This window comes from Salimicrobium humidisoli, from assembly GCF_002295105.1.
In the GTDB taxonomy this organism is placed as follows: domain Bacteria; phylum Bacillota; class Bacilli; order Bacillales; family Halobacillaceae; genus Salimicrobium; species Salimicrobium humidisoli.
The window spans coordinates 1-267 of record NZ_NSGH01000058.1 but is presented as its reverse complement, the minus strand read 5'-3'; the positions used below and the strand labels follow the sequence as shown (position 1 = coordinate 267).

Sequence of the window (267 nt, the reverse complement as noted above, 5' to 3'; positions counted from 1 at the left end):
TGGAGATTCCTGTACCACCCGCCTCCGTTCGAGCGAACGGGGGGACGCAGGAGGATAGGGAGAGCGCACCATTGGATGTGTGCGTCCAAGCTGTGAGCGCGTCGGATAGGCAAATCCGTCCGGCAAGTGCAAGCAGTGACGGGGAGAGAAAATGAGTATCGAAGCTCCTGATTTCACACTGCCAAGAAAAGCCTCTAGCGAGGATGGCGGGTGCCCGTACCGCAAACCAACACAGGTAGGCGAGGAGAGTATCCTAAGGTGATCGGG

1 rRNA gene is annotated in these 267 nt (G+C 58.1%); it reads left to right on the top strand.

The annotated features are described in order from the left end of the window. Nucleotides 1–267 (top strand): 23S ribosomal RNA (locus tag CKW00_RS13530); the annotation flags it as partial.